The following is a 22,610-nucleotide window of genomic DNA, read 5'->3' as shown; positions in this document are numbered from 1 at the left end:
CTGCGCATTACAGGTTGACCAGTGTCTGCATGACGGTGTCCTGCGCCTTGATGGTCTGCGCGTTGGCCTGGTAGTTGCGCTGCGCCACGATCAGGCTGACCAGCTGGCCGGACAGGTCCACGTTGGATGCCTCCACCGCATTGGACTTGAGCGTGCCAAGGCTGCCGCCGGCCGCGCCGACCACGGCCTGGCCCGATGCGCCGGTCGCGGACCACACGTTGTTGCCCTCCGGCTTCAGGCCCTGCACGTTGCCAAAGCCGGCCATCACGACCTGGCCGAGCGACTGCGTCTGCTGGTTCGAGTAGCTGCCAAGGATGGTGCCATCCGGCTGGATCGCAAAGCCGAGCAGGCTGCCCGCGGTATAGCCGTTCTGCACAGGCGGCTTGGTGTCGTTGGCGCCGGCGAACTGCGTCGTGCCGGTCAGGTCCATCGCGATAGCCAGGGGGGCCGCACCGTTGGCAGCGGCGATGTTGATGGCGGTGGTAGCACCTGCGGCCGGCGACTGCAGCGTGCCCTTCGAGTCGAACTTGAGCGTGATCGGCGCGCCAACCACGTTGCCCGCCGCATCGGTCAGGTTCATCGTCCAGTCGGTGCCGCCGCCGCCCGCCGCCGGGAACGTGCCCGCGCCGGGCGTGCCCGTGGAGAAGTACGCGGTGAGCTGCTTGGCGTTGCCCAGCGAGTCATAGACGGTGACGCCGGAGCTGTAGTTGAACATGCTCGACGTCGGCAGTGCGGCCGGGGTGCTGGCGAACGGCGTGGTCGGTACGGTGCTGCCGGAGTTCAGGTTGAAGGAGATGCCGAGGGTGGTGGTCGCCTTGGCGGCCATCGTGGTGTTCGGCACCACCAGCGGCTGCGGCTGCACAGCGCCGCCGCCCACCGTGCCAGCCGGGTAGCCAGTCAGTTTCAGGCCTTGCGCGTTGGTGATGCTACCGTCCTGCTGGCGCTGGAACTGGCCGTTGCGCGAGTAGAAGACCGAGCCCGAGGAATCGGTCAGGCGGAAGAAACCATTGCCATTGGTGATGGCCACATCGAGCGCATTGCCGCTCGACTCGATATTGCCCTGGTTGAACGACTGCACCACCGAATTCACGGTCGTGCCCAAGCCAATCTTGGTGCCGGCGTACACGTCGGCGAACTGCGCGGTCGATTGCTTGTAGCCGACCGTGTTGGCGTTGGCGATGTTGTTGCCGATGACGTCCAGATTCGATGCGGCGGCATTGATGCCGCTTACCCCTTGACCGAAACCCATGATTTTCTCCTAGTTACCTGACATCCTGCCGGCGCGTCTCGCGCGTGGCCACGTGATTAAAGAATGCGGCGAACACCGTCGACCGGCGCGGTGCGGCCGCCGCCGATGTCGACCAGCACGCCCGTGGAGTCGCCACTGATGCTGTTGACCTTGCCGTAGACCAGCGCGACCGGCGCGACATCCTTGCCGTTGGCGGTAGCGGTGACCTTGAAGCTGTAGTCGCCATCGGCAACGGCGACGCCTGCATCGTTCTTGCCGTCCCAGGCGATGTCGTGCACGCCGGCGGTCTGGCCGTTCATGTTGATGTTGCGCACCACGTTGCCGTTCGCGTCGACCACCTGGACCGTGACCGCATCGGCGGTGGACGGCAGGTCCACACCGATCTGGCCCGGCACGCCGCTGGCCACCGTGGTGGCATTGCCCGGCACCATCACGGTGTGGCCAATCAGCGCTGCCGAATCCATCGCGCGGCTCGCGCTGACTTGCGACAGCAGCGAGTTCAGCGTGGTGTTCAAGGTCTGCATGCCGCTCACCTGGCTGATCTGCGCGAGCTGCGAGGTCAGCTGCGAGTTGTCCATCGGGTTGAGCGGATCCTGGTTGTTCATCTGCGTGACCAGCATCGTCAGGAAGTTGTTCTGCAGGTCGGCGGCGGATGCGCTGCCGCTTTGCAGGGTATTGGCGATGCCGGCGGCGCTGGTGCTGCTGCCTGTGGAGGAGGTCGTGGTCATTGCGTATCCCGGTTTTACTGACCGATGGTCAGTGTCTTGAGCATCATGTTCTTGGCGGTGTTGAGGACTTCCACGTTGGCCTGGTAGGAACGCGAGGCCGAGATCATGTTGACCATCTCCTCCACCGGGTTAACGTTTGGCATCGTGACGTAGCCGTCGGCATTGGCCAGCGGATGCGTGGGGTTGTGCACCATGCGCGGGGGCGACGGATCTTCCATCACACCCTCCACCTGCACGCCGCCCACGTCGTTCTGGCCTGGTGTGGCGGCAAGGCCGAACACCACTTGCTTGGCGCGGTAGGGCTGGCCGTTGGGGCCGACCGCACTGTCGGCATTGGCCAGGTTGGACGCGGTCACGTTCATGCGCTGCGACTGCGCAGCCATGGCCGAGCCGGCGACTTCGAAGATGTTCATTGCGGGCATGGCGTGCTCACTGCTGGATGGCCGACAGCATGGTCTTGATCTTGGCGCTCATCACGGTCAGCCCGGACTCGAAGTGCACCGCGTTGTCGGCAAAGGCGACGCGCTCGGTGTCCATCTCGACGGTATTGCCATCGATGCTCGACTGCATCGGGATGCGGTAGTCGAGTTGCATCTTGTCGGCGAACGCAGACGTCACGCCCGGCAAGTGGCGCACCGAGGTGGTGGACAGCGACACGCCTTCGGCTTGCTTTCCGCGCTCGACGCTTTGCGCCAGCGTGCTGGAGAAATCGAAGTCGCGCGCCTTGTAGCCAGGTGTGTCGGCATGGGCGATATTGGAGGCAATCACCGATTGCCGCTGGGTCCGCAAGCTCAGCGCTTCTTGTTGGAAGCGCAACGCCGCATCGAGTCTGTCAATCATGTCTGTGTCTCGCTGGAGGGGGAGAGCAACGAAGGTCGACCTTCTTCAGGTGTGCCATCTTAGGGGCGGCCCCGTCATGCCAATCGCACGAATAGGGCAAAGAAAACCGCGCATTTCGACTCGAGCAAGAACGCGGGGCTGCCTACAATAGGACCCGTTGACACGCACGCAGCACCCGCTTTCGCGGTGCGGCCCGCGTCGTTTCCTTGCCTGGATGTACACATGACCCCTCGTTTCCGGGCCGCCGCGGCGCGCGCCCTGCTCTGCGTGCTGGCCGCCGGCGGCACGCTGCCCGGCAGCGCCGGCGCGGCGCCGCCCTCGCCGTTTCCCGAAGACCCGGTGCGCGCCGCGGTCGAACAATTCCTTGAGCGCCAGACTGCCGGCCTGCCCGGCAAGGCCACCATCCAGGTGGTGCCGCCCTCGGGCGGGCGCGCGCCGGATTGCCCGCTGCCCGAGCCGTTCCTGCCGCCGGGCGCGTCCCCCTGGGGCCGGGTCTCGGTCGGCGTGCGCTGCGCCGGCGAACGTCCCTGGACCCGCTACGTGCAAGCGCGCGTGTCGGTGGTGGCCGACTACTATGTGGCCGGGCGCAACCTGATGCCCGGCGAGGCCATCGATGCAGCCGACTTGGAAGTCCGCCAAGGCGACCTGGCGTCGCTGCCGCGCGCGGTGGTGACGGATCCCGCACAGGTGACCGGCGCGGTGGCGGCCAACCGCATCGCCGCGGGTTCGCCGATGCGGATGGATCTACTGAAGAAGGCCATTGCCGTACGCCAGGGCCAGAACGTGACGGTGCTGGTGGAAGGCGAGTCGTTCCAGCTCAGCAGCGAGGGCAAGGTCATGGCCGAGGCCGCGGTGGGCAACAACGTCCAGGTGCGGCTCAAGAGCGGTCAGGTGGTCAATGCGCTGGTGCGCAACGGCGACACGGTGGTGCTACAGCAATAGGGAATCGGGACGGCGACACCTGGAGTTGCGCATGCGTCTCATGGGCCGGCTCATGAGACAATAACGCACGCTCCGCGGCCGGAAAAACGGCGCCGCGGCGTCGCAATTCGACCTAAAGTTTCGCCCTAAGCATCCGATAAGCCAAAGGTACCCAGCAAGGAATCATCGTGAAGATCAATCAGACCACCTCGTCGAGGCCGAGCGACGCCATCGACGGCGCCGTGCGCAGCGTGGCCGGCGCCCCCGGATCGACGGCCGCCCCGGAGACGTCCAGCGTGCGCGTCAGCAGCCCCCTGTCGGCCCAGGTGCGCGAGATCGGCGCGCGCATGGTGGAAGACCATGACGACGATATCGACACCGCCAAGGTCGAAGAGATCCGCCAGGCGATCTCCGAAGGCCGCATCAAGATCGACCCAAGCAAGATCGCCGACGGGCTGCTCGCGTCCCTGCGCGAACTCAGCGGCGGCGCCTGACACCGCGGCTTGCTACGGGCCGCATCGCCAACCCCACCCTAAGATAGGCAAGCCATGAGCCAGTCCCTGATCCAGAACCTGCACCGCGAAACCGAGCTCGCGCAGGAGTTCGCCACCGTACTAGGCGAAGAAAGAAGCCTGATCAAGGCCGGCGATTACCAGGCCCTTGCCGGGCTGCTGGAACGCAAGGTCGAACTGGCCGGATTGCTGGGCGCCCTGACGCGCACGCGCGAGGCGCAGATGGGTGCCATGGGAATTCGCACCGGCGCGGGCGGCCAGCTGTTCGGGCGCCAGATCGATTCGTCGGTGGAGGCCGCATGGCGGAGGCTGGTGTTTGCGGCACGCACGGCAAGCCACGCCAATGCGCTGAATGCCGCGGTTGTGGATGCGCATCTCGAGTTCACCGAGGAAGCGATCCTGGCGTTGCGGCAACGGGGTGACAACACGACGCTCTATGGGCGCGACGGGCGCACGCAGAACGGGCCGCAAGGGGTCAGTCTGGCGACTGGTTGAATTGGGTATTGGTTGAGCTGGGTGGTTTGTGGCATCTCGTTCTTGCGAGTGCCCGCCCTCTCCCCCGGCCCCTCTCCCACAAGTGGGAGAGGGGAGCAAACCGGCGGGAACAGAAGACGATTCGATGTAGCCGTGATTGCCGCCCCGCAGCGGTAGTGGGACTGCAGTTGCGGTTAAGCAGTTGCGGTTAGGCTACCCTGCCCCCTCACCGAAACCCAACCGTCACCTCGTTAGCCTGCCCGATCAAAACCGGCGTCAACGCGCCCTTCCCCGGCACCTGAAAGGCAAACACAAAGCCCTTGGCAGCGTCATCCCCGCTAAACGCCTCGGTCAGCCCCTCAGCCCCCGAAAGCAATACACACCGTTGCGCATTGCATAGGTAAGCCTGCAGTGCATTCGGCGGCGTACGCGAGAAGCTATAGCGCCACCGCACCGTCGTGATTGCGCCCTGCGCCTGCGGCAAATAGCCGGTCGGTGAAATCGGGACGGAAACGGTGCGCAAGCCTTTGCTGTACAGCGCAGGCCCGTTCACCGAAGCCGACCAGCTATGCAGCGCCTGCCCGCCAGGCGCGGCCAGTGCCGGGCAGCACGCCACGGCTAGCGCCAACGCAGCGAAGTGCTTGGGCCCGTTGCTCACAGCAGCCCGCGCAACTGCGAACGCAGCCGTGTAATCGCCTGGCTGCGGATCTGGCACACGCGCGACTCGGTGACTTCCAGCACCGCGCCGATTTCCCGCAGGTTCAGCTCCTGGTCATAGCACAGCGACAGCACCAGCTTCTCCCGCTCGGGCAGGCGCTCGATGGCGCGGATCAGCGCTTCGCGCATGCCACTCTCCATCAGCACCGTGAGGGGGTTGCCGTCATCGCTCACGCTCAGGTGCCGGTCCAGGAAGTCCTCTTCGCCGGAGCGCTCGAAGTCTTCATAGTGCAGCAACTGGCAGCCATAGACCTCGTTGAGCAGCGTCTGGTATTCGTCGAGCGGCAGCTCCAGTTCCTGCGCCACTTCGGAGTCGAGCGGCGCACGGCCCAGCGTTTGCTCCAGGCCACGCACGGTGCGCTCGATCCGCCGCGTGAACTGGCGCAGGCTGCGCGACTGCCAGTCGTTGGCGCGCACCTCGTCGAGCATGGCGCCGCGAATGCGCTGGCTGGCGTAGGTCTCGAAACGCGCACCGTGGGTGTCTTCATAGCGCTTGGCGGCGTCGAGCAGGCCGATCATGCCGGCCTGGATCAAGTCATCGAGCTGCACGCTGGCAGGCAGCTTGGCCGCCAGTTGCAAGGCGATGCGACGCACCAGCGACGCATGCGCCGTCACGGTATCAGTCTGTTCGAGCTTTCCCTGAATCGTATACATGGTGGAATTCTCGTGAGTCCTAGCTTGCAGGTCCCGGCCCTTAAGCCAGGGCCGTGGCCGTCGGCGCCATCGGTGCCGACAGGGTTGAACGGGGATCGGTGGACATTGGCCAGCTGGCAATGCCCGTGGCAATTCGGCGTAATGCGGCGGTGGCGGGCGCGGCCGGGAAGGCCTCGACCACGCAACGGCCCAATGCGGTACTGCGCTCAACCAGCGGATCGTGCGGCAGGCTGCCCGCGGGGCTGGCCTCGACGCCAAGGTACTGGCTGGCGGTACGGGCCAGGTTGCCCAGCACCGCACTGGCGGCGGCGTCCCCGGCGGCGGCATTGATCACCAGGTGGAAACGCCGGCAGGCGTACAGGTGATTGAGCTGCTTGATGCAGGCGTATGCGGCTTTGATCGAGGCCGGCTCCGCGCGCAGCACCACGATGAGGTTGTGCGCCGCGCCTGCCATTTGCGACAAGCCGCCATCCGCATCGCTGCGGGCGTCGCTGAGCACGGTGCGAAACGACTTGAGCAGCTGCAGGTCGCCATTGGCCTGGGGGCTGCCCGGCAGCACGGCGATGGTGCCGGCGGGACGCTTGCCGAGCGCAGCGTCGAGCGTCACCGCGCCACCCAGCACCGCGGCCAGGGTGCCTTCCGGCATGGCGCCGGCAAGCCGGGTGGCGCGGGCGCCGAAGCGGTCCTCATCGACGAGCAGTACACGTTCGCCTTGCAGGGCAAGAGCGTTGGCCAACCCCAGTGCCACCGTGGTGGCGCCGGCACCGGCATCGCTTGCGACCACGGCAATGCGGCGCGTGGCGCGTGGCGCCAGCATGCGCCGCAGGCTTTCCGCCTGGTCGGATGCGAGTGAATTCACGGCTTATTCTCCCTGCGCCAGTGTCTCGAACACGCGGCTTCCGCTCATGCGCGCCTCGAGCTGGCCCCCGGCGCCGCCCAGTTGGAACGTCTCCGGCGGCGCTTCCTGAACGGCGGACTGCGTGGCGCGGCCGCTGCGGGCGGGATAGTTTTCCAGCACGTCGAGCAAGGCCAGCAAACGGCCGATGCCTTCGACCAGTACCGCTGCGCCGCAAGCCTGGCGAGCCGGCGCGCGGCCGGTCAGCCGCGCCAGGAATGCAGTGACCGAATCATCGCAGGCCTGCTCGAGGCGCAGCGCGGCCACGCCCATCTGCAGCGCGAGCAAGCGGGCGCAGGCCTGCGCTTCGGCCTGTGCGGGTTCATTGCCGCCGTCGCCTTGGCCCAGGTGGTCCAGCGCATGGCGCAGCGTGCGCAGTTGCGCTTCGCCGGCTTCGGCCCAGCGGGCCCAGCGGGCCAGTTGTGCGCCCTCGGCCGACAGCGCCGGGTCGCACAGCAGGTAATGCACGGCGAGCGTCTGGCCGTTCTCGCGGTCGACCACGCGCGACACCAGCAAGCCTGCCTCGGTACCGCCTTCGGCGGCAGAGCGGGCGCCGCGTGCCTGGCCTTCGAGCACGCGCACCGGGCTTTGCGCGATCCACTGCACAGCATCGCGGCCGCGATAATCCATGTCTTGCACGGCGTGGAAAGTCAGCGTCTCGGCCAACGCATCGAGCTTGACGGCACCGCCGCCGCTGGCCACGCGAGTGGTCTTGCGTGCGGTGGCCAGCCAGCGCTCGCCAGCTTGCTGCCAGCGTGCCAGCACGGGGGCGGCAGGCATGGCGTCGAGTACGTTGACCACGGTACGGGCGGCGGCGATGGCGGCGCACAGCGTGGCGGCATCGGCTTCCCATCCGCCCTGGCCGCCTTGCAGCGCCGGGCCGGTGCGGCCGGCGGGCGCGGCGGCGGCCGCCAGCGGCAGGCCGTCGCGGTCCGCCAGGAACAGCGTGTGTTGCCATGGGCGCGGCGCGCGCCGTCCCGCCACCGGCGCGGCCACCGTGGCACTCAGCGACAGCACGAAGCGGTCGCAATGGCGGGCGAGGTCGCGGCAGGCGGCCTCACGCACTTGCTGCGCCATCAGGCGCGGCGAGGGTGCGCTCTCATTGCGTTGCTGCCACAGCGAGCGGACCAGCTCAAAGCTATAGCTGCCAGCGTTCAGTTGCTCCACGCAATCGCCCACCGCGTTGGCGCTGTCGGTCAGCGAGCGCAGCATGCCGTCGGCGCCGCCGGGGCTGGCTGCGCGCGCGGCTTCGCTGTCGTCCTGCGCGGGCATGGCGCGGCGCGCGGCTTCCGCGTCGGCAAACACCGAGCCGCGGCGCGGCGTCTGGAAGGCACGCTCGACAAGGGCCGCGCCGTTGGCGAGTTCAAGGTGCTCGGGCACGCGCTGGCCGGTGGAGGCGTAGTACACCGGCAAGCGGTGGCGGATCACCACGTCGAGCACGGAGCCCAGGTGCGTGGCCTCATCCAGCTTGCTGACGATGCAGCCGTCGATGCCGCCGTCGGGCGTGGCATCGTGACGGTAAGCGTGGACGACTTCGTTGAGCGTGTCGCCGTGGCTGGCGCCGTTGAGCAGCAGGATGCGCTGCACCGGCGCCTGCACGCCGGCCAGCATGGCGATCTGCTCGGACAGGTTGCGGTCTCGCTGGCTCATGCCCACGGTGTCGATGATCACCAGGTGCTTCTCGGTCAGTGCCGCCAGCGCGAAGCGCAGGTCGGCCGCGTCCTTGACCGCGTGCACGGGCACGCCAAGGATGTCGCCGTAGATGCGCAATTGCTCGTGCGCGCCAATCCGGAACGTGTCGGTGGTCAGGAGCGCCAGGCGTTCCGGGCCGTGCTTGAGCACGAAGCGCGCGGCCAGCTTGGCGGTGGTGGTGGTCTTGCCCACGCCGGTGGGGCCCACCAGCGCCAGCACGCCGCCCTGGGCAAAGAGCGCATCTTCGTCGTTCAGCACCGGCACCTTGCGCGCGAGCTCCTGGCGGATCCAGGTCATGGCGGCAGGCCGGTCATGGCCCAGCGGCAAGTGACCCAGCAGCGAACGAGCGAGCTGCCCGGAGAAGCCAGCGGTCACTAACCAGGTAAACAGCGAATCGCGCAACGGGTCGCCGCCGATCGACGGCAGGCTGTGCGTGCCCACGCCGGAGAACTGGCGCTCCATCATGGCGCGCATGGTCTGCAGCTCGCCGCGCAGGTCGCCAAGGGCACCGTCGACGGCGACCGCGGCAGCCGGCGGCGGCGTGAATACCGGCGCGTTGCTGGAGATGGCGCCGAGATCGGTGTCGCGCATCGCGACGATCTCCACACCCCCTTCGACGGTGCGGTTGGACAGCACCACGGCATCCGGCCCCATCGCCTCGCGCACCTGGCGCAAGGCCTCGCGGCCATTGGCCGCCACGAATTTAGCTACGCTCATTTTGCGAAACCCCTCACGCTGTGCCACCGATCATGGCGGTGATCCTGATATTTCGGTTGTCCGGCACCTCGGCATGCGAGAGCACCTTGAGTTGCGGCATGGTCCGGCGCAGGAAGCGCGCCAGCAACGGGCGCAGCGGATGCGGCACCAGAAGCACCGGATCCAGTCCCAGCTGTTCTTGCCTGGTCACCGCGCCGTGCGTCTGCTGCAACAGCGCATCTGCCAGGCCCGGCTCGATGCCGCCGCCGTTAGTGAGCGCTTGCGAAAGCACGCGTTCCAAGCCAGCGTCAAGGCCGATGACCTGGAGGTCGGCGCCGTTGGGGAACCACTGCTGGGTGATGGCGCGGCCCAGCGCCATGCGCACCAGCGAGGTGAGTTCGTTGGGATCGCTGACCTTCGGCGCGTGCTCGGCCACCACGTCCAGCACGGTGCGCATGTCGCGGATCGGCACGCTTTCGTCCAGCAGGTTCTGCAGGATCTTTTGCAGCGCGGTGAGCGTGATGACCTTGGGAACCAGGTCTTCGGTGAGCTTGGGAGATTCCTTGGCGATGCGGTCGAGCAGCGCCTGCACTTCCTGGCGGCCAAGCAGCTCGGCCGCGTGCATGTGGATCAGGTGGTTGAGGTGAGTCGCCACTACCGTGCTTGCGTCCACCACGGTGTAGCCGTAGGTCTGCGCCTGCTCCTTGAGGCCGCTCTCGATCCACACCGCGGGCAGGCCGAAGGCCGGGTCCTGGCTGGGCGTGCCCGGCAGCGCGCCGGACACCTGGCCGGGGTTGATCGCCATCCACTGCCCGGGCGCGGCTTCGCCGCGGCCGATCTCCACGCCCTTGAGGGTGATGCGGTAGGCGTTGGGCTTGAGTTCCAGGTTGTCGCGGATATGCACCACCGGCACCAGGAAGCCGATCTCCTGCGCCACCTTCTTGCGGATGCTCTTGATGCGCCCGAGGAGCTCGCCGTTCTGCGCGCGGTCCACCAGCGGGATCAGGCGATAGCCCACTTCCATGCCGAGCGGATCAACCAGGGTGACATCGTCCCAGCTGGCTTCGGTCGATTCCGGCGCCACCGCGGGGGCGCGTTCCTCGCGCTTCTTTTCCTGCGCCTGCGCCATGTCGCGGCGTGCCACATAGCGGCCGAACCACACCAGCGCCCCGGCAAAGGCCAGGAAGGCGAAGTGCGGCATGCCCGGGATGATGCCCATCATGCCAATGATGGCGCCGGTCAGGTAGAGCACGCGCGGATTGGAGAACAGCTGTCCGGTCAGCTGCTGGCCCACGTCCTGCTCGTTGGAGACGCGCGAGACGATCACACCCGCGGCGGTGGAAATCACCAGCGCCGGGATCTGCGCGACCAGGCCATCGCCAATGGTCAGCAGCGTGTAGTTGCGCACCGCGGTGGCAAAGTCCAGGTCATGCTGCACCATGCCCACCACCATGCCAGCGCCGACGTTGATGAACATGATCATCAGGCCCGCCACGGCATCGCCGCGCACGAACTTGCTGGCACCATCCATCGCGCCGTAGAAGTCCGATTCCTGCGAGACCTCGGCGCGGCGCTTCTTGGCGCCGTCTTCATTGATCAGGCCAGCGTTGAGGTCGGCGTCGATCGCCATCTGCTTGCCGGGCATGGCGTCGAGCATGAAGCGCGCGCCAACTTCGGCGATACGCCCCGCGCCCTTGGTGATGACCATGAAGTTGATCACCACCAGGATCGCGAACACCACGATGCCCACTGCAAAGTTGCCGCCCACCAGGAAGTGGCCGAAGGCCTCGATCACCTTGCCCGCGGCATCCGGCCCGGTGTGCCCTTCCATCAGCACGACCCGGGTCGAGGCCACGTTGAGCGACAGGCGCAGCAGCGTGGTGAACAGCAGCACCGCCGGGAAGGCTGCGAAGTCCAGCGCCTTCTGGGTGTACATGCCCACCAGCAGCACCATGATCGACAGGGCGATGTTGAACGTGAACAGCAGATCCAGGACAAAGGGCGGCAGCGGCAGGATCATCATGCCGAGGATCATGATGATCAGCAGCGGGCCGGCCAGGGCCTTCATCTGCCCGCCTGTCTGGCCCCCCGGCAGTTTGAACAGCGAGGTCAATGCGTTCATGCTTGGCTTTCCGGTACGGCTAACTCGTCAGGCACCAGCAGATCGGAGGGTGCCGCCGGATGCGGGCCGCTGCTGTGGTGCCAGTGCTTCAGTTGATAGACCCAGGCCAGGACTTCGGCCACGGAGGTGTACAGGCCGGCAGGGATTTCCCTGCCCAGCTCTACGTGACGATGCAGCGCGCGCGCCAGCGGCGGCGCGCACAGCAACGGCACGCCGTTCTCGACGGCAATCTCGCGAATGCGCGCGGCAATCGCGTCACTGCCCTTGGCGACCACACGCGGCGCGCTCATGCGGCCTTCTTCGTAGCGCAGCGCCACGGCGAAGTGGGTGGGGTTGGTTACCACCACATCCGCCTTCGGCACTTCGGACATCATGCGGCGCTTGGCCATGGCACGCTGCTGCTGGCGGATGCGCGCCTTGATGTGCGGGTCGCCATCGCTGTCCTTGTGCTCCTGCTTGACCTCTTCCTTGGTCATGCGCAGCTTCTTGTAGAAGGTCCAGTACTGCCAGGGCACGTCGAGCGCGGCCACCAGCACCAGCGAACCCGCCACCATCGCGGTGCAACTCAGCACCATCTCCAGCATGTGCAGCAGCGCTTCGTGGATCGGCGCGCTCATCAGCGCGATGGCCTCGGGCAGCCGCCGCCACAGCACCCAGCCGGCCACGCTGCCAACCAGCAGCGCCTTGGCAATGGCCTTGGTCAGCTCCACCAGCGACTGCGAGGAGAACAACCGGCCCAGCCCCTTGAGTGGCGAGAGGCGGGAGAAATCCGGGGCGAAAGACTTGGCGGAGAACATCCAGCCGCCCAGCAGCATGGGGCCGGCCAGCGCTGCCGCGCCAAAGAACAGCAGCAGCGGCAGGAAGGCCAGCAGGCCCTCCCAGACCGCGATACCAAAGCGCGACATCATGCGCGTCGTGTCGAAGGCAATCGCCGGCTCGAAGGCCAGGCTGGCATGCAGCACGGCATCGAGCTTGTTGGCAAGCGTGCCGCCCAGCGTCGACAGGCCCACTACGCCGCTCATCAGCATGATCAGCGTGGCGAGCTCGCGCGAACGCACGACCTGCCCCTCTTCGCGCGCCTTTTCCAGGCGCCGCGCTGAGGCAGGTTCGGTTTTCTCGAGATCGCTTTCTTCGGACATGGCCGCTCCGTTACGAAGCGGCATGCGGCCGTTCGTCAGGATCGATTATCGGAGCGGAAACCGGTGGGCATTAGCTGGAATAGGACCGGGATTCTGGCGCTGTTTGCGCGATGGCGCCGCTTGGGCGGGGCGCGCGGCGCGCGAGGGAGGGCCGGCATGCGCGATGCGCAGCCCTCGCCTTGGCGGCGGGGGCGCTCCGGCAGCGCACCCCGGGGAAGGGGCGCACGCGGGACGGCGCGGCGCCGCTAGCAGCGCCGCGGTCCGTGCCTGGCGATCAGAAGCCCAGGCTGGCGAGCAGGTCGTCGACCTGTGACTGGTCGGAGACCACGTCGGCCTTGCCTTCGGGGTTCACCTGCGGCCCGTTCATCAACGTCGGCGGCGCTTCCACGCGGCGATCGGCCGGGACATTGTCGATCAGCACCTGCAGCAGTTCCTGCTCCAGGGAGTGGATCATGTCCATCATCTTCTTGATGACCTGGCCGGTCAGGTCCTGGAAATCCTGCGCCATCATGATGTCGAGCAGGTGACTGCCAGTGGCGCGGGCCTGCTGCGGCACATCCGTCAGGAAGGCGCGGGTATCGAGCACGAGCTCGCGCGCGTCGCCCAGCTCCACCGGCTTTTCGAACCAGGCTTCCCAGCGCTTGTCGAGCGCCTCGGCCTGTTTCTCCATGCCGGACTGGATCGGCTGCGCCAGCTCCACCGCGGTCAGCGTGCGCTCGGCAGCCTGCTCGGTCATGGAGGCGATATAGCTCAGGCGGTCACGCGCGTCGGGGATGGCCTGCGCGGCGCGCTCGATTTCCTTGTCGAGCCCCAATTCGCGCATGTTGTCGCGCAGCATCCGTGTCAGGGCGCCAATGCGCTGGAACAGCTGCTCGGCAGATTCGTTGCTTAGAGTCGGAGTCGTCGACATGTCGCCCACCTTATGCCCCTTCCTTCGCCAGCTTCTCGAAGATCTTGGTGATCTTCTCATCGAGCGTCGCAGCCGTGAACGGCTTGACCACATAGCCGTTCGCGCCGGCCTGTGCCGCAGCGATGATGTTTTCCTTCTTGGCCTCGGCCGTCACCATCAGTACCGGCAACTTGGCAAGCGCCCCTTCGGCGCGAATCGCCTGCAGCATGCTCAGGCCGTCCATGTTCGGCATGTTCCAGTCGGAAATGACGAACTGGAAGCTGCCGTCCTTGACTTTCTCCAGGCCCGCGGCGCCGTCTTCGGCTTCCTCGACGTTGGCAAAGCCCAGTTCCTTAAGCAGGTTGCGGATGATGCGACGCATGGTGGGGAAGTCATCGACCACCAGGATCTTCATGTTCTTGTCCACTCTAACGGCTCCAATACAGTTGTGGAAAGTTGCTGCAATACTTGCGCTGGCCCCGCCGGTATGCGGCCGGGCCGGCGCTTGTGCCCTGTCAAACTCGCTGCGCGCGTGTCCCGAAGGTGGCCAGGCGTGCCATCACGCGCTGGCTCATCGCGTGCAGCGGTACTACCTCATGCACCCCACCGGCGGCAATCGCCTCCTTGGGCATGCCGAATACAATGCAACTGCTCTCGTCCTGCGCCAGGTTATAAGCACCGGCCTCGCGCATGCGCAGCATGCCTTGCGCCCCGTCCTTGCCCATGCCCGTCAGCATCACGCCGATGGCGTTCTTGCCGGCATGCTTGGCCGCGGAGTCGAACAGCACTTCCACCGACGGCCGGTGGCGGTTGACCGCCGGCTCCTGCGACAGGTGGGCCACATAGTTGGCCCCGCTGCGCGCAAGCAGCAGGTGCGAGTCGCCCGGGGCGATATAGGCGTAGCCGGGCAGCACGCGCTCGCCGTGCTCCGCTTCCTTGACCGTGATCCGGCACAGGCCGTCCAGGCGCTGCGCGAACGAACGCGTGAAGCCCGCCGGCATATGCTGGACGATCAGCACGGCGGGGCAATCGGGCGGCATCGGCATCAGGAAGTCCTTGATGGCTTCGGTGCCGCCGGTGGACGCCCCGACGATAATCAGCTTTTCCGTGGACAGCAACGGGCTGCGCAGCATCGGGGTAGCCGGCGCTGCCCCTTCCCCGCTGGCGGGTGCGTTGCTGCGGATGCGTGCGCGCGACGCGGCACGGATCTTGTCGGCGATGGTGTCGGTGTAATCCATCAGGCCGTCGCGGATGCCGAGCTTGGGCTTGGTGACGAAATCCACCGCGCCGAGTTCCAGCGCGCGCATCGTGATTTCCGAGCCGCGCTCGGTCAGCGATGACACCATCAGCACCGGCATCGGGCGCAGGCGCATCAGCCGCTCAAGGAAATCCAGCCCGTCCATGCGCGGCATTTCCACGTCCAGCGTCAGTACATCCGGATTCAGGCGCTTGATCAGGTCGCGCGCCACCAGCGGATCGGGGGCGGTACCCACCACCTCCATATCGTTCTGGCTGTTGATGATCTCCGTCATCAGGCTGCGTATCAGCGCGGAGTCGTCCACGCACAATACCTTGATCTTGGCCGCAGTCATGTCTGGAAAAAGTCCTTGTCGTATCAGGAAACGGCAGCCGATGGCGCACGCCGTGAAAACAATTCCGCGCCGCCCTTTCCAGGCGTCGTCGCGGAGCTGGCGATGGCGCGTGCCAGCGCGCGTTCGTTACGCTCGACCACCACCTGGTCGTCCTGGCGCGTGAGCCGGCGCACCAGCGCCAGCCCGGTAAGCGGGAAATAGCTGACCCGGCGCGCATGCGGGCCGCGCAGGTCCTGCGCGGCCAGCCGGATCCCTTCGGTCTTCAGGTAACGGATCACGAACTCTGCATTGCGGTCGCCGATGTTGAGCGTGGTCATGTTGGCCAGCACCGCGCCGCCGCCAAACACCTTGGCTTCGAGCCGCTCGCGGCGCGCGCCCATCTTCAGCAGTTCGTTGACCAGCACCTCCAACGCGTAGCAGCCGTAGCGCATCGACGCGGACAGCAGCCGGTCGGCACCCACGCCATCGTCATCCGGCAGCATGAAGTGGTTCATGCCCCCTACCCCGGCCGTCTCATCGCGGATGCATGCCGCTACGCACGAGCCGAGCACCGTGGTCAGCACCACGTCTTCGCGGGTCACGTAGTACTCGTTAGGCAGCAGCTTGATGGCTTGCTTGCCGAATTCACGGTCAAAGTAGCTGCGGGTGGCGATTGCCTCCGGCAATTGGGGCGTGCGCATCACGATCCTCCCGGCCGGGCCGACTGCGGCGCCAGTTCATAGACAGTCTGCCCGCGCAGCTGGAAGGCGCGCGTCACGTAGGAGAAATTCTCGGAGTGGCCCGCGAACAGCAGCCCGTGCGGCTTGAGCAGCGGCACGAAGCGCTCCAGGATCTTGCCCTGCGTAGGCTTGTCGAAATAGATCATCACGTTGCGGCAGAAGATCGCGTCGAACTTCTCGCGAATCCCCCAGTCCGGCGCCAGCAGGTTGAGCGGCTCGAAACTGATGGTGCCCGCCAGTTCCGGCTTGACCTTGACCGCGCCGGCGCGCTGGCCGGTGCCCTTGAGGAAGAAGCGCTTGAGCCGCTCCGGCGAGAGCTTGTTCACCTGCTCAGCCGTATAGACACCGGAGCGGGCCTTGGCCAGCACCTGGGTATCGATATCGGTGGCCAGCACGGTGGCGGCGCGATCGCCGAGCGCTTCAGCCAGCGTGATGGCGATCGAGTAAGGTTCCTCGCCGGTGGACGCGGCCGAGCACCATACCGAGTAGGGCCGACCGGTCTTCTTGGCATGCTCCGCCAGCAAGGGGAAGTGATGGGCTTCGCGGAAGAACGACGTCAGGTTGGTGGTGAGCGCGTTGGTAAAGAACTCCCACTCGTCCGAGCCGGCATCGGCGTCCAGCATCGCCAGGTAAGTGCCGAAATCGACCAGCTGCAGCGTGCGCAGCCGTCGCGCCAGCCGGCTGTACACCATCTCTCGCTTGTGGCTGCCAAGCGAGATGCCCGCGCGGCGATGAATCATCGCGCGGATCTTCTCGAAGTCCCGCTCGGTCAGCAGGAAGTCACGCGGCTCGTCGCGCCGCAGGGAAGCGGGCTGCGCTGATTGCGGGCCGGCGGCAAAGGCGGTTGGGCGAGGCTGCGTCATGTGTTGCGGGGCTTTTGGCCGTGGTCTTGCTGGGGCTTGCTTTGGTGAACTCAGGCGGATCCGCTCGGGATCAGGCGAGCTCGGCTTCGACCAGTTCCATTTCGGCACTGGTCATCAGCTTCTCGATGTCGATCAGGATCAGCATGCGGCCGTCGACAGTGCCAAGGCCGGTCAGGTGATCGTTGGAGACCGAGACGCCGAACTCCGGCGCCGGCTTGATGGCTTCGCCGGTCAGGGTCAGCACGTCCGATACGCCATCCACCACGATGCCAACCACGCGGCCAGCGATATTGAGGATGATGACCACGGTCTGGTGGTCGTAGCGCACGTTGCCCAAGCGGAACTTCAGGCGCAGGTCCACGATCGGCACGATCACGCCGCGCAGATTGGTCACGCCCTTGATGAAGTCAGGCGCATTCGCCAGGCGGGTCACCGCGTCGTAGCCGCGGATCTCCTGCACCTTGAGAATGTCGATGCCATACTCTTCGCTTCCCAGCGTGAAAACCAGGAACTCCTGCCCGGAAGCTTCGCTCCCGGGGGTATCGATGTGTCCGATGCCGGCCATGATGTCTTGTTCTCCTGAGCGTTAAGCAAGCGCCGGGTCTTGGCGGCGCACTCCGGTGCGCTGCAGCGCGCCGACGTCCACGATCAGTGCCACGCTGCCGTCGCCAAGGATGGTGGCAGCGGAAATGCAAGGCACCTTGCGGTAGTTGGTTTCGAGATTCTTCAGCACGACCTGGTGCTGGCCGATCAGTTGGTCCACCAGCAGCGCGAAGCGCTTGCCTTCGGCCTGCAGGATCACGGCGATGCCCTGGGTCGGCTCGTGCACGGCTTCGGCCACGTTGAACACGCGGTGCAGTTCCAGCAGCGGGAGGTATTCGCCGCGCACATGCATCACGCGGTCGTTGTTGGCGGCCGTGTGCACGTCTTCCGGCTTGGGCTGCAGCGACTCCATCACGCAGTTCAGCGGCAGGATGAAGGTCTCGGCGCCCACCTTGACGGACATGCCGTCCAGGATCGCCAGCGTCAGCGGCAGCACGATGCGGGTGGTCGTGCCCTGGCCGGGACGCGAGGTAACCTCGACGTGGCCGCCCATTTCCTGGATGTTCCGCTTGACCACGTCCATGCCCACGCCGCGGCCGGACAGGTCGGTCACCGCTTCGGCGGTGGAGAAGCCCGGCGCGAAGATCAGTTGCCAGACTTCATCGTCGCTGATGTTCTCCGACACCGGCAGGCCATTCTGCAGTGCCTTGGCGAGGATCTTGTCGCGGCGCAGGCCACCGCCGTCGTCGCTCACTTCAATGACGATGTTGCCGCCGTGGTGCTGGGCCGACAGGATCAGCTGCCCGGTGGGTTCCTTGCCTGCGGCAACGCGCAAGTCCGGTGTCTCGATGCCGTGGTCCAGGCTGTTGCGCACCAGGTGGGTCAGCGGGTCGATGATGCGTTCGATCAGGCTCTTGTCGAGCTCGGTGGCCTTGCCGAAAGTGACCAGGTCGATCTGCTTGCCCAGCTTGCCGGCCAGGTCGCGCACCAGGCGCGGGAAGCGCGAGAAGACGTAGTCCATCGGCATCATGCGGATCGACATCACCGCTTCCTGCAGGTCGCGCGCATTGCGCTCGAGCTGGCCCATGCCGGAGAACAAGCGGTCGAACAGCACCGGATCGAGCGCGGATGCGGTCTGCGCCAGCATCGACTGCGTGATGACCAGTTCGCCCACCAGGTTGATGATCTGGTCCACCTTTTCGGTGGGCACGCGGATGGAGCCGTTCTCCTGCGCGTGCGCGGCCGCGGCGGGCTGTGCCTTGGCTTTTTCCTTGGCGGGAGCGGGCGCGGCCGGGGCTTGCGCCGGTGCGGCGGCGGCCGGCGCAGCTACCGGCTCGTCCGCTGCCGGCGCTGCGGCCGGAGCCGGCGCATCCGCCGCTTCCACAATGATCTGGTCGCCGTCGACGACGAAGCAGCACACCGCGATGATGTCATCGGCGCTGCACTGGCTCGACAGCCACACGGTGAGATCGCCGCCCTCTTCCTTCTGGCCAGTGATCTCGCCCAGGTTGGCGAGTTCCTCGCGCAACAGCGCCTGATCCGAGGGCGACACCTTGACCAGGGTCACCTTCAGGCCGCCGCCGGCGCTCGCAGGTGCCGCAGCTGCCACGGTTGCCGCCGCGGCGACAGGCGCCGGGGCGGGCGCCGCTGCCGGCGTGCCGCCCGCAGCCTCGAGCGCCAGTTGCTGAAGAACGGCGCAGATACGCGCCAGCGTTTCCGGATCGGGTTCCGTACCGTTACGGTAGGCGTTGAGCTGATCTTGCAACACGTCCTTGGTTTCCAGAAAAGTGTCGATGATGGTCCGGGACAACGCCAGTTCCCGCCGCCGCGTACGGTCAAGCAGGTTTTCCAGCAGGTGCGTGGTTTCGGTCAGGGCAGCGAAGCCGAACGTGGCCGCGCCACCCTTGATAGAGTGCGCCGCGCGAAAAATCGCGTTGAGCTCTTCCGCATCGGGGGATTCGAGATCCAGCCCGAGCAGCAGTTGCTCCATTTCCACGAGGAGCTCTTCCGCCTCCTCGAAAAAGGTCTGGTAGAACTGCGTGATATCGATATCGACAGACATAACCGTCCTGGCTCACTGAATTTTGCTGCGAAGCCCGCTGCCGGCATGGCAGGCGGTCTTCATTGAACACTGCCCGGCTTGGCCGGGGCCGCGGCGGCGTTGCCCGGCGCAGCCGCAGCCGGGGCGGCCGAAGCGGCCGGCGCGACTGCGGTTGCGGGGGCGGAGGCGGCCGCCAGGCCTGCCTGCACTTCCTGGCCGGCTTCACCGGCCTTTGCTGCGATCGAAACCTCGGCGGCGCTGGCATTCTCAGCCTCGATCCGAGACTGCGCGCGCTGGTTCAGCACCACGATGCTGATGCGGCGATTCACCGGCGCGAGATCGTCCTTCTTGTCGAGCGGCATGGTCGCGGCCAGGCCGATCACGCGCAGCACCTTGCCCTCGTTCATGCCGCCGGCAATCAGCTCGCGCCGGGAGGCATTGGAGCGGTCGGAGGACAGCTCCCAGTTGCTATATGTGCGCTCGCCATTGGAATAGTTGGCGGAGTCGGTATGGCCGGACAGGCTGACCTTGTTGGGCATCTCGTTGAGCACCGGGCCGATCTCGCGCAGGATGCTGCGCATATACGGCTCGACCGCGGCGCTGCCGGTACGGAACATCGGCCGGTTCTGCGTATCCAGGATCTGGATGCGCAAACCTTCGCTGGTGATATCGAGCAACAACTGGGGGCGGAACTGGCGCAGCACCGGGTTGTTCTCGATGATCTGCTCAAGACGTTTCTTGAGCGAGCGCAGGCGCTCGGCTTCCTGGCGTTCCTTGGCCTTTTCCGTGGCGTCTTCGGGCGTCTTCCTGACTTCCGCGTCCTGGCGGGTCACGTCCGTGCCGCCGCCCGGGATCACGCTGGAAGACAAGCTGCTCTTGTTGCCGCCCGCAATGGCCACTTTCAGCGGCGTGCGGAAATACTCTGCCAATTGCACCAGGTCCTTGGGCTGGGCAGCCTTCAGCAGCCAAAGCACAAGGAACAGCGCCATCATTGCCGTCATGAAGTCGGCGTAGGCGATCTTCCACGATCCGCCATGATGCCCGGCGCTGCTCTTCTTGATGCGTTTGACGACAATGGGGTGCGCACCGTGCTCACTGCTCATCGCTGTCGCTCCTCTTCGTCAGGTGATGCTCTTGACTTCGCGGACGTGGTCGTCCAGTTCGAGGAAGGATGGCCGCTCGGTCGAGTACAGCACCTTGCGGCCGAACTCGACCGCCACCAGAGGTGCATACCCATTGAGCGAAGCCAGCAGCGTGACCTTGATGCACTCGTACATCTTCACGGTTTCGTCCACCTGGTGCTCGACCCGCGCCGCCAGCGGCGAGACAAAGCCGTAGGCGAGCAAGATGCCGAGGAAGGTGCCGACCATGGCGTGGGCGATCAGCGCGCCCAGTTCGGCCGGCGGCAGGTCTGCCGAGGCCAGCGCGTGCACCACGCCCATCACCGCGGCGACAATGCCGAAGGCGGGCAATCCGTCGCCGACGCGGGTCAGCGCATGCGCTGGCACCTCGGCCTCGTGGCGGAAGGTCTCGATCTCGTGATCCATCAGGGTCTCGATCTCGAAGGCGTTCATATTGCCGTTGACCATCATGCGCAGGTAGTCCGTCAGGAACTCCATCATTCCCGGGTCGGCAAGGATGCGCGGATACTGGCTGAACACGCTGCTGGCCGCCGGATCCGCGATTTCCTTCTCGAGGAACAGGATGCCTTCGCGGCGGGCCTTGGACAGCAGGACATAGAGCAGCGCCATGACTTCCATGTACAGCGCCTTGCTGTACTTGCTGCTGCGAAACAGTGTCGGCAGCACGCGAATGGTGGCCTTGATAGCCTTGCCATTATTGGAGCTGATGAACGCGCCGACCGCGGCGCCCCCAATGATGACAAGCTCTGCCGGTTGATAAAGCGCGCCCATATGGCCGCCGGTCATGGCGTATCCGCCAAGCACCGCCGCTATCACGACAACAAAGCCAATTACAACTAGCACGATTGATTCCCCGTCAGAAAAACACGCGTCAGGCACGCACAAGGGTCACCCCTCCAGCCAGGCGGATATACCGGCTGCCTTGGCAGGGCTCACCTGTCACGCAGGCTGCCATCGGATCTGAGACCTTGGGACTATCGGGCCTTGAAGCCTTGGGTCCTGAAGTCTGTCCGTCTTAAGACTTAACGACTGAAGACGGCAAGACTTGAAGACTTAGTGCCCTATCGACCCAAGGATTTCAGTCAGGCGACAGCTTGCGCTGGTGCGATGTCCTTCGAGAGCTTCTTGGCTTTGCCAGCACGCGAGGGCGGACGGCACAGGCTGCATACGAAATTCGCATGCGGCTCGTACGCGTGCGCAACGAAACGCCCGCCGCAGCAGGTGCAGCTGGAAAGCTGCAGCATGTTGCTCTCGAAAAACCGTACTAACGTCCAGGCACGGGTGAAACTTAAGACAATTTCGCTTTCGAGCAGCGATACGTGCTCAAGATAGAGCCGATAGGCTGCCACCACGCCGCGGATGCCAACCGTCTCGCCCTGCTGGACCATGAACTGATAGGCCGAGAAGAACAGCGAGGAATGGATGTTTGGCAACCAGGTGGTGAACCAGTCGGTCGAGAAGGGCAGCATGCCCTTGGGCGGCGAGGCGCCGCGCAGCTCCTTGTAGAGGCGGATCAGGCGATCGCGCGAGAGCGTGGTCTCGGCTTCGAGGACTTGCAGGCGCGCACCCAGGCCGATCAGCTCAATGGCGAGCTGGGTCTGGTTGGCATCCTGCAGGACGCTCTTGCGATTGGGGACGGGAGTGGCCGTGGTACTCCGGGCTGACGGGGCCTGCAGGAGCGCGGTCAATTGAGCGACTCCACGGGCTGCCGTGCGAGCAGGATCGCAGCATGGATCTGCTGCATATCATGGCTCTTGGCCGTATGGGTGAGTGTCGACAGCAAGGCATGGTCGTCGAACCGAAAACGGCATAGGACCATGTTTGATGCTGCCAGTTTGACAAGCTGGGCCGGTGTCAACTTGGCGAGAATGTCGGCAATTTCCTTGCTGACGCCAAGCCTGAACATGGCTTCCAGATGATTTTCGCGCACCAGGCGTTGCGCGAGCAGCAGATAGGCGAGATTGACCTCCCTGATCTCCTGGAGAACTTCACTGCTTTCCAATTTTTCCCCGCTACCAAAAGCCCTTCGACCGCTTGTCCGGCGCTTACCCGCAGCCGAAGGCTGAAGGCGACCAGATCGTTTGAGTGCGTGTTCGACGGGTACTGCGTACGACTACGGAACTGCGCTTGGTCAGACCTATCTGAAACGTTACAAATGTTACAGAGTGTAAGTGCGACTGAC

24 protein-coding genes are annotated in these 22,610 nt (G+C 65.7%); 3 read left to right on the top strand and 21 right to left on the bottom strand.

The features are described 5' to 3' along the window. Positions 1-7: 7 nt before the first annotated feature. The 4 genes from flgE to flgB are packed head-to-tail and all read right to left on the bottom strand — an operon-like array spanning position 8 to position 2,817. Positions 8-1,249: a flagellar hook protein FlgE gene (flgE, locus tag AC1RQK_RS15200; RefSeq protein WP_492371351.1), complete on the bottom strand. Its 1,242-nt coding sequence runs from the start codon at positions 1,247-1,249 to the stop codon at positions 8-10. Between the two features lie 56 nt (positions 1,250-1,305). Beyond that, positions 1,306-1,977: a flagellar hook assembly protein FlgD gene (locus AC1RQK_RS15195; RefSeq protein WP_183033949.1), complete on the bottom strand. Its 672-nt coding sequence runs from the start codon at positions 1,975-1,977 to the stop codon at positions 1,306-1,308. A 14-nt stretch (positions 1,978-1,991) separates the two neighbouring features. Beyond that, positions 1,992-2,399, bottom strand: a complete 408-nt coding sequence (flgC, locus tag AC1RQK_RS15190; protein WP_006162655.1) for a flagellar basal body rod protein FlgC — start codon at positions 2,397-2,399, stop codon at positions 1,992-1,994. Positions 2,400-2,406: 7 nt separating this feature from the next. Then, the gene (gene flgB / locus AC1RQK_RS15185) at positions 2,407-2,817 is read right to left on the bottom strand and encodes a flagellar basal body rod protein FlgB (protein WP_416051536.1); all 411 of its coding nucleotides are present in this window, start codon (positions 2,815-2,817) and stop codon (positions 2,407-2,409) included. 222 nt (positions 2,818-3,039) lie between these two features. On the opposite strand from flgB, the gene flgA reads away from it, so the two are divergent. From flgA to AC1RQK_RS15170, 3 genes are all read left to right on the top strand, one after another. Next, the gene (gene flgA, locus AC1RQK_RS15180; RefSeq protein ID WP_492809630.1) at positions 3,040-3,759 is read left to right on the top strand and encodes a flagellar basal body P-ring formation chaperone FlgA; all 720 of its coding nucleotides are present in this window, start codon (positions 3,040-3,042) and stop codon (positions 3,757-3,759) included. Between the two features lie 167 nt (positions 3,760-3,926). Then, complete coding sequence (flgM, locus tag AC1RQK_RS15175) at positions 3,927-4,232, top strand: flagellar biosynthesis anti-sigma factor FlgM (protein WP_183033945.1); 306 nt, start codon at positions 3,927-3,929, stop codon at positions 4,230-4,232. Positions 4,233-4,286: 54 nt separating this feature from the next. Then, a complete protein-coding gene (locus AC1RQK_RS15170) occupies positions 4,287-4,745 on the top strand; it encodes a flagella synthesis protein FlgN (protein ID WP_492371349.1) in 459 nt (152 codons plus the stop codon). Between the two features lie 205 nt (positions 4,746-4,950). Here AC1RQK_RS15170 and AC1RQK_RS15165 read toward each other — a convergent pair whose 3' ends face one another. The 17 genes from AC1RQK_RS15165 to flhD all read right to left on the bottom strand — a co-directional run bounded on the left by AC1RQK_RS15165 (position 4,951) and on the right by flhD (position 22,430). Beyond that, complete coding sequence (locus tag AC1RQK_RS15165) at positions 4,951-5,382, bottom strand: flagellar protein FlhE (protein WP_492371348.1); 432 nt, start codon at positions 5,380-5,382, stop codon at positions 4,951-4,953. After that, on the bottom strand, positions 5,379-6,095 hold the full coding sequence (locus AC1RQK_RS15160) for an RNA polymerase sigma factor FliA (RefSeq protein WP_006162649.1): 717 nt from the start codon (positions 6,093-6,095) through the stop codon (positions 5,379-5,381). Before AC1RQK_RS15160 ends, AC1RQK_RS15165 begins: the two co-directional genes overlap by 4 nt. Positions 6,096-6,135: 40 nt before the next feature. Next, a complete protein-coding gene (locus tag AC1RQK_RS15155; RefSeq protein ID WP_492809627.1) occupies positions 6,136-6,954 on the bottom strand; it encodes a MinD/ParA family ATP-binding protein in 819 nt (272 codons plus the stop codon). 3 nt (positions 6,955-6,957) lie between these two features. Further along, on the bottom strand, positions 6,958-9,399 hold the full coding sequence (gene flhF, locus AC1RQK_RS15150) for a flagellar biosynthesis GTPase FlhF (protein ID WP_492809625.1): 2,442 nt from the start codon (positions 9,397-9,399) through the stop codon (positions 6,958-6,960). 13 nt (positions 9,400-9,412) lie between these two features. Then, a complete protein-coding gene (flhA, locus tag AC1RQK_RS15145; protein WP_492371345.1) occupies positions 9,413-11,500 on the bottom strand; it encodes a flagellar biosynthesis protein FlhA in 2,088 nt (695 codons plus the stop codon). Beyond that, positions 11,497-12,639: a flagellar biosynthesis protein FlhB gene (gene flhB / locus AC1RQK_RS15140; RefSeq protein WP_492371344.1), complete on the bottom strand. Its 1,143-nt coding sequence runs from the start codon at positions 12,637-12,639 to the stop codon at positions 11,497-11,499. The genes flhA and flhB overlap by 4 nt, the downstream gene beginning before the upstream one ends. 274 nt (positions 12,640-12,913) lie before the next feature. Further along, entirely contained in the window at positions 12,914-13,549 is a 636-nt protein-coding gene (cheZ, locus tag AC1RQK_RS15135; protein WP_492371343.1) for a protein phosphatase CheZ, read from the bottom strand. Positions 13,550-13,559: 10 nt separating this feature from the next. After that, entirely contained in the window at positions 13,560-13,955 is a 396-nt protein-coding gene (gene cheY / locus AC1RQK_RS15130; protein WP_006162642.1) for a chemotaxis response regulator CheY, read from the bottom strand. An 88-nt stretch (positions 13,956-14,043) separates the two neighbouring features. Continuing rightward, positions 14,044-15,120, bottom strand: coding sequence for a protein-glutamate methylesterase/protein-glutamine glutaminase (locus tag AC1RQK_RS15125; RefSeq protein ID WP_492809621.1), 1,077 nt, complete (start codon positions 15,118-15,120; stop codon positions 14,044-14,046). Between the two features lie 23 nt (positions 15,121-15,143). Further along, positions 15,144-15,800 carry a chemoreceptor glutamine deamidase CheD gene (gene cheD, locus AC1RQK_RS15120; RefSeq protein ID WP_492371341.1) on the bottom strand — a complete coding sequence of 219 codons (657 nt, stop codon included), beginning with the start codon at positions 15,798-15,800 and terminating at the stop codon, positions 15,144-15,146. After that, positions 15,800-16,702: a CheR family methyltransferase gene (locus tag AC1RQK_RS15115; protein ID WP_492371340.1), complete on the bottom strand. Its 903-nt coding sequence runs from the start codon at positions 16,700-16,702 to the stop codon at positions 15,800-15,802. Before AC1RQK_RS15115 ends, cheD begins: the two co-directional genes overlap by 1 nt. 70 nt (positions 16,703-16,772) lie before the next feature. Further along, positions 16,773-17,267, bottom strand: coding sequence for a chemotaxis protein CheW (gene cheW / locus AC1RQK_RS15110; RefSeq protein WP_006162638.1), 495 nt, complete (start codon positions 17,265-17,267; stop codon positions 16,773-16,775). A gap of 21 nt (positions 17,268-17,288) precedes the next feature. Then, entirely contained in the window at positions 17,289-19,307 is a 2,019-nt protein-coding gene (gene cheA / locus AC1RQK_RS15105) for a chemotaxis protein CheA (RefSeq protein ID WP_492809618.1), read from the bottom strand. Between the two features lie 59 nt (positions 19,308-19,366). After that, entirely contained in the window at positions 19,367-20,389 is a 1,023-nt protein-coding gene (motB, locus tag AC1RQK_RS15100) for a flagellar motor protein MotB (protein ID WP_492371338.1), read from the bottom strand. A gap of 18 nt (positions 20,390-20,407) precedes the next feature. Further along, positions 20,408-21,271 carry a flagellar motor stator protein MotA gene (motA, locus tag AC1RQK_RS15095; RefSeq protein WP_253930423.1) on the bottom strand — a complete coding sequence of 288 codons (864 nt, stop codon included), beginning with the start codon at positions 21,269-21,271 and terminating at the stop codon, positions 20,408-20,410. Between the two features lie 239 nt (positions 21,272-21,510). After that, positions 21,511-22,116: a flagellar transcriptional regulator FlhC gene (flhC, locus tag AC1RQK_RS15090; protein WP_043357029.1), complete on the bottom strand. Its 606-nt coding sequence runs from the start codon at positions 22,114-22,116 to the stop codon at positions 21,511-21,513. Next, complete coding sequence (gene flhD / locus AC1RQK_RS15085) at positions 22,113-22,430, bottom strand: flagellar transcriptional regulator FlhD (protein WP_006162633.1); 318 nt, start codon at positions 22,428-22,430, stop codon at positions 22,113-22,115. The genes flhC and flhD overlap by 4 nt, the downstream gene beginning before the upstream one ends. Between the last annotated feature and the right edge of the window lie 180 nt (positions 22,431-22,610).

It is taken from the genome of Cupriavidus sp. GW822-FHT02D05, assembly GCF_058802485.1.
This window is presented reverse-complemented; position numbering and strand designations above follow the sequence as displayed.